The sequence below is a fragment of the Actinoplanes philippinensis genome (assembly GCF_900113015.1).
Lineage (GTDB): Bacteria > Actinomycetota > Actinomycetes > Mycobacteriales > Micromonosporaceae > Actinoplanes > Actinoplanes philippinensis.
In genome coordinates, this window is record NZ_FONV01000046.1 from 1 (window position 1) to 7156 (window position 7156).

The 7156-nt window shown below is 71.6% G+C and carries 2 protein-coding genes and 2 pseudogenes; 2 read left to right on the top strand and 2 right to left on the bottom strand.

Annotated features, from left to right (window positions below):
* Together BM290_RS46840 and BM290_RS46845 are read right to left on the bottom strand one after the other, a co-directional pair.
* Positions 1 to 1878 (bottom strand): annotated as a pseudogene (locus BM290_RS46840) (hypothetical protein); the annotation flags it as partial.
* A gap of 149 nt (positions 1879 to 2027) precedes the next feature.
* Positions 2028 to 4007, bottom strand: a complete 1980-nt coding sequence (locus BM290_RS46845) for an ATP-binding protein (RefSeq protein ID WP_093622497.1) — start codon at positions 4005 to 4007, stop codon at positions 2028 to 2030.
* Positions 4008 to 4223: 216 nt separating this feature from the next.
* Between BM290_RS46845 and BM290_RS46850 the strand changes: the two genes are divergently transcribed.
* The gene (locus BM290_RS46850; protein ID WP_093622498.1) at positions 4224 to 5114 is read left to right on the top strand and encodes a cyclase family protein; all 891 of its coding nucleotides are present in this window, start codon (positions 4224 to 4226) and stop codon (positions 5112 to 5114) included.
* Between the two features lie 116 nt (positions 5115 to 5230).
* Positions 5231 to 7156: pseudogene (locus tag BM290_RS46855) on the top strand (hypothetical protein); the annotation flags it as partial.

Genomic DNA, 7156 nt, shown 5'->3' on the forward strand with positions numbered 1-7156 from the left:
TACCGAGGTCGCCGAGCCGTTCCGGCCCGCCAGGTTCGTCGTCGCGACACCCCGCGGATCGGCGGCCTTGACCGAGGTCACGTAGGACGTACCCCGGATCAGGGTGTTGTGTCCCGGAGCGATGACCATCGCCGGACCGGTCTTGTCGACGTTCACGAGGAACGACTTGGACGACGTGTTGCCGGCCGCGTCCCAGACCTGGAGCCGCACGGTCGCGGTGGAGGCGGTGAGGGTGCGCGCGTCCCAGGAGAACGTCTGGGCGCTCGACCGCACCACGCCGTCGACGGCCCACTCGGTCCGGACGATCGCCGAGTCGTCGTGGATCGTCGGCTTCAGGGTGCTGACAGCGCCGACCCAGCCGGCGCCCGTGTCGAGCCGGTTCGTCGAGTAGGCGCCGACGAAGTCGACCTGCTCGATGACCGGCGCCTGGTCGTCCACGGTCACGGTGTAACCGGTTTCCAGGGTGGTGGTGTTGCCGGCCAGGTCGCGGAGGACGAACCTCGGCGAGGTGGCGCCGGCGACCGCGTTCCAGGTGTACGCCCAGGGGTCCCTCGACACCCCGGTACGGAAGTCGCCCTCGACCGCGTCGATGTACCACACGTCGGCGGCGACACCGGTCAGTGTGATCTTGACGGGTCCGCTGGGCACCGACGATCCGGGCGCCGGTGACAGGGTCGCGCTGGGCGGGACGTTGTCGACGCGTACCCGGGCGGATTTCTCGGTGTGGTTGCCGGCCGCATCCGCCGCGTACACGGTGACGGTGGCGACGGTGTTGGTGGGCAGGCTCGCCAGCGACACCGTGCAGCCGCCGGTCAGTGTGCAGGTGGCCTCGACGGTGCCGTTGACGGTCGCCCGCAGTTCGGTGACGCCGACGTTGTCGGCCGCCGCCGGGTAGAAGACGAGATCAGCGGGCGCTGATTTTCCGGCGAGGAGGCCGGTGCCCGCGATCACCGGCGCGATCTGGTCGGCGCTCCCCGTGCTGGGGTTCACCGTCAGCAGCGTGGTGTCGTTGGACCGGTCCCGGTCGGCGGGGCGGTTGCACTGGCACGGCGGGTTGACCTGGACCGTGCCCTGGGCGTCGGCCACGACCTTGTCGACCTTCAGCGTGAACGTCCAGGTCGCCGTCGTGCCGGCCGTGAAGAGGTAGAGGTAGGACTTACCCACGCCACAGAGATAGTGCGAGGCCTCCTCCGCCTCGTGGCACCCCGGCGCGCTCACGAACGAGGTGCCGGCCGGAAGTGTCACCTCGACCTCGGCGGCAGCCTCGCCGGAGCGACTGTGGTCCAGGGCTGCCGGACCGTCGTTGCGCAGCCCCACTGTGGCCTCGACCAGGTCACCGACAGCACCGGAGACCTCGTCGCCGATCGCTACCAGGTCCGGGCGGTTCGTGCCGGTCACGGTGAGGTCGGTGGTCGCGAAGGACCCTTCCTCATGACCGGACAGCGGATCGCCTTGCACCAGTTGCAGCAGGCCACCGGTCCCCGGGGTGTCCCCGCTGTTGTGGGTGATCGTGTCGGCGGCGCGCCATTCGAACTGGCCGTAGGCGCCGCCCGGCGCGTAGGTGTCCGACCGCACCTTGTACGGCAGGACGAGCCGGTAGCTCTTGCCCGGCTCCAGCGTCTGGTCGAAGGTGCAGAGCCGCGCCCGGGCGTCGGGGCGGTAGTCGCAGTTGGAGAATTGCTCAGTGGGCTCGAAGGCCCAGTCGGTGTGCAGCAGAACGCCGACACCCGTCACCGGTGTGCCGCCCGCGTTGGTGACCGACAGGGCGACGTCGAAGCTCGTGCCCACAGCCCCGCTGATCCGCGGGGTGGCCCCGGAGAGCAGGACCGGTTCGGCGGCCGCCGCGACGGCCGGGGCCGCCAGCACGGCGGACGTCATGGCGACTGCCGTCCCGGCCACCGCCCAGCGAAGAAAAGAATGCGTCAACGGAATCCTCACGTGTTGACGAATGAGATCAAGTGCCCGCAGCGTACGAGACTTCAACACCTCTCGCTGCCCCGCTCGACGGGACGGTTCGGCGGCGAAGATCAGGAAGCAGAGGCTGACCCGATGGCCCCCGCTGGCGTGGCGGCTCCCGTCTCGTGGCTCCACAGCCAGTCGGTGATCTGGGCGACCGCCCTGTCCCGATGCCGGCGGTAGGTGTTGAACGAGAGGTGCAGACTCGCGGCGACCCGCTCCTGTGTGGCGGCCGGCTCCAGGAAGGTGCGAGTCACCAGGACTTTCAGGTCGGCCGGCAGCGTACGCGTGGCGGCGTCGACCAGGTCGCGCAACTGTTCGGCCGGCGACCGGCCGTGGCGGACCATCCGGGCCCGCAGCAGCGGGTTGTCGCGCAGTGCGGCCGGGTCGTGCAGGCAGCGCAGCGCGGACCGGACCGCCTCGGCGAACTCCGGCCGGGACAGCACCGGCCGGTCCAGGTCGGGGCCGGGTGGGCGGACCGGCGCGCCGATCTGCCGGGCGTGCAACCGCTCCGCCCACTCCGCCCGGTCGGTACGCCGCCAGTCGTGGGCGAAGACGCCCGGTGTGCCGTGGGCGGGCCCGAAGTCGAGGAACTCCATGGCCTGGCGCCACCGGCCGGCGTCGTCGAACGCGCCGACCAGAGTCCACGCCACGTCGTCGCCGAGCTCGATGATGTCGAGCATCTGCGCGGCCAGGAACAGGGTCATCGACGGTGACGGCCGTTGCCCGTGCTCACGGTCGACGAAGAACCGCCAGGCACGGACACGCTCACCGGGGCGTGGCGGGCCGTAGGCGGAGACGTACCCCCACATGCCGTCGACGACCGGGTCGACGCCGGCGTCGGCCGCCGTCAGGTCCAGGCAGGCGGTGTAGCCGCGGAGCTCGCCGGAGATCCGGAAGACCCGGAACGCCCCGGGCTGCCGCCGCATCCAGTGCTCCACCAGACGGGCCTGCCGCTCGTCCTGCCGGGCCGCGGTCATGGCCACGATCGCCGCCTGGTCGCTGTCGCGCAACCGGTCGATGTAGGCCGGCGCGGCCGGAGGCAGGGCACGCAGCGCCGGGATGCCGGACCGGTTGCGGTTCGTCAGGATCGTGGCGACCAGCAGCTGGATCCGGTCCCGCTCACCCGGGATGGCACGGATCTGGTCGAGGAACGCGGCGAGCTTGCGGCGGTACAGGTCGGCGTACCGGTCGGGGGCGCGCCACCGCAGGTCGGTGTCGATGGCGTCGCGGACCACGTCGTGCGGGTACAGGCCGTGGGGGCTCTCGACGACGAACGGCAGCGTACGCAACCAGGCGAACAGATCGCCGGCGTCGGCGCCGAGCAGTGCGGTCAGCAGATCCTCGGTGGTCACCGGCACGTGCGCGCAGACTTCGAGGGCGGCGCGGTGGCGTACGGTCGGTGCCTCCTCGACGATCTGGGTGAGCAGCGCTCCGACGACGTCCGGCAGGTCGCTCAGCGCGCGCGGCGAGGCTCCCCGGCGCACGGCGTCGACGAGCATCGACAGGGTCAGCGGATGGCCCCCACTGATCGCGAGCAGCTGCTCGTGCATGCTCTCCGGCACGCCCTGAGCGGCGAGATGGGCCTGCCCGGCAGTGTCCGGCAGGTTGCCGAGCGGGACGACGTGCATCAGCTCGCGCCACGCCGGGTCGGCTCGCCAGCGGGGTCCCGGAGCGTGCCGTCCGGCGATCACGACGACGCTGTCGCCGGGCAGTGACGGCAGATACCGTTCGCGTACCCAGTCGTCGATCGGCTCCAGCCGCTCGTACGTGTCGATCAGCAGCACCGGCCGCGCCTCTCCGGCGAGGGCGGGCAGCGGGTCCGGGCCCAGACTCAGGTGCCGCGCGTCGACCCGGGTGGGTGCCCGGCCCGCCTCGGCGGCGACCTGGGCGAAAGCGTCCAGCAGGGTGCTCTTGCCGATGCCGCCCGGGCCGTGCACGAACATCACCCCGGAGGCCGCCAGGACGGCCCGGAACAGGGCGATCTCGTCCTCCCGGCCGGCGAACGACCGCTGACGCAGCCGGTGCAGTCTTTCCCCGAGCGACGCCACGCCGCGACCCTAGCCGATCCCGGCGACCCCGCACCGCGACCCTGGTCGATCCGGGCGATCCCGCGCCGCGATCCAGCGCCGCGATCCAGCGCCGCGATCCAGCGCCGCGACCCTGGTCCGGCAGGACTGGGCACTCGATGGGCACCGGCTGGGCTGTCGGCGGACATCGGGATCACCTGACGATCATGGCTCCGTCCGACGCGAAGGTGAGATCGCATGACCGACAACGACCTGGCCTACGGCATCCCGAGCAACTGGGGCCGCTGGGGCGACACCGACGAGCGGGGCGCCGTCAACCTCATCACCGGTGAGGCACGGGCACGTGGCGCGGCCGAGGCGCGTACCGGCGAATCCGTGTCGCTGGCGCGGGTCACCCGCTCGACGCCGCTGACCGCCGGTCCGTTCGCGCCCACTACCGCCTCGACCGGCGTGCAGACCATCATGCTCCACACCGGAGCCGGCAGCCCGGCGATGGCCGAGATCCTGCTGGTCAACCCGCATCATCCCGAGATCACTCACCTGGACGCGATGAGTCACTGGGTGGAGGGCGGCAGAACCTATCCGGGGGTCGCGCAGGCGGACAGCTCCGGGCCGCTCGGCGTACGACACGGCGCCGCGTCCGCCTACGCCGACGGCATCGTCACCCGCGGTGTGCTGCTCGACCTGGCCCCCGGTGGCCGGCTCGCCCCGGGCGCCGCGGTGACCGGCGCCCTGCTGGACGAGGCCGCGGCCCGTGCGGGTGTCGAGGTGTTGCCGGGTGACGCGCTGGTCGTCCGCGGTGGCCGGCACCTGACCGACGAATGGAGCGGCGTCGAGGCGCTGCCCGGCATGACGGTCGACGCGATCCGCTGGATGCACGAGCACGGGATCGCCGTCTACGCCGGTGACATCGGGGACGCCCATCCGCCGCTGCCGGGCGAGGTCCCGGGCGCTCTGCACCGTTTCGGGCTGGGACGGCTCGCCATCCCGTTGCTGGACGGCTGCGACCCGGCCGAGCTCGCCGGCACGTGCGCCCGGCTCGGCCGGTGGACCTTCCAGTTCGTCGTCGCGGCGGCCCGGATCACCGGCACGACCGGCCTGCCGGTGAACCCTCTTGCGATCTTCTGACGTCCCATGGCGTGCGCCGCGACGCGACCGCCCGTGAAGTGATCCAAATGAGACGGCAGCGTACCGTCGCGATCTCTAGGATCGGGCGCGATAGATCTTCCGCGGGGGAGGACCCTTTGCGTCACCATTCCATTTTCCGATGGGCCCTGGGCGGGCTGACCACGACCGCGCTGTCGGTCGCCGGTCTCAGCGCCCCGGCCCACGCAGCAGACGTCCCGAGCTTCATCGTCGGCGGGCCGCAGCAGGTCACCGCCGCTCCGGGCGAACGTTTCGACGCCACGCTGTCGGTCACCAACAGTGGTGAAACGGCAGTCGACGGTGTGTCACTCCTCTTCGACACGCTCTGGGCCCACGAGGACGTCCAGCAGTTCTCCAACTGCGAATACGACGGCGGCCTGGTACGCGCCTGCGTCTTCGACCAGACTCTGGCGCCGGGCGCGTCGTACCGGCTCGTCGTGCCGTTCCGGGTCCGCGCTGACACGTATGCGCCGAGCCGTCAGGACGCCACCTTCAAGTGGCAGGCGGCGTCCGAGCACGTCAGCGCGGGCACCCCGGGCTCCGGTCCGGTCCTGCGGCTGCAGGAGGGCGAGCGGATCGGGGCCGGCGAGGACCCGAACTGGCAGGAGTTCACCCTCGACGTGACCGGCAACCAGGGGACCGACCTGGTCGCCGTCGGCGGCACGGCGGCCGGCTGGGTCGGTGGCGTGGTGGAGGCCGAGGTCGGCGTCCGTAACGACGGCCCGGCCACACTCGACTTCAGCCGGGTCGGCATCGGCCCCGCCACGGTCGTCGTCACGCCCCCGGCCGGCACCTCGATCGTCAGCGCCGACGGGTGCTACCGGGTGACCGCGGCGCAGGCCACGTGCGAGACCGAGTACCGGCTCACGGTCGGCGAGAGCAAGACCTGGAAGCTCGGCCTGCGGATCGACAGGTCCGTGCCGGGCGCCGCCGGGTCGGTCACGGTGAACCCGGACTGCAAGTGCGAGCGTTTCCTCGGCGACCTCGACAAGTCGAACAACACGGCGGCGCTGACCGTCGACGCGTCGGTCGACGAGACCGCGCCGGTCATCGAGGACGCCGGTCTCTTGGCCGGCCAGGCCGTTCCGTACGTGACCTCGTTCCGGCCCCGGATCACCGACGATGTCGAGGTCGCCAGGGTCGAGGTCACCGGCGCGCCCGCCCTGACGCTCGCCACCTGCACGCCGGAGACATCGTCGGACCTCTGGCTGTGCAAGGTGAGCCAGCAGGTCGGCTACAACACCGAGACCGGCAACACCGTCACGATCAAGGCGTACGACGCCGCCGGCAACGCCAGTGAGCCGGTCAGTGTCACGGTGCTCGTGGATCGCGGCTACCCGGTGTACAAGGTGTCGCCGGCTCTCCGCTCGTCACTGCGCTCCGGCCCGGTCACCATCGAGCTCACGGACGTGCCGGCCGACGTGCGGGAGGTGCGGGTCCTCGACGGCTTCACCGACGAGGTGGTCACCACGATCACCGCGGCGCCCTGGACCTACACCTGGAACGCGGCGAACGGCGCGACACCGCCCGCGTTCGAGGCCGTGGACCGGGTCGGCAACCGCATCCACATGAGCACCGGCTACATCGTCGACGACGAGTCGCCGGTGATCGATCGGGTGGACACCGTCGGCCAGCACCTGCCGAACCGGGTCGACACCGGTACGGGCTGGGTCGGCGCGCGGGCCACCCTGGAGTACCGGGCCACCGACGAGTCGGCGATCACCCGTACCGAATGGTGGGCCGGCGGGGTTCTGGCCTCGACGACACCGCGCTTCGACTGGGATCTGCGCGCGGTCACCACCCCGACCGCCCGGGTGGAGCTCCGCCTCCAGGACGCCGCCGGCAACACCACGGCGAAGTCCTTCACGGTCAACGTCGACAAGACCGGTCCGGCGATGGTCATCGCGCCGGGACACAACACCCTGATCCGGGGTACGTCCTACGCGACCTCGGTCAAGGCCACCGATCCGCGGGGTGTCGCGACGACGAACCTGGCGGGCCGGAGCGGCTCGGCGACCTCGGTG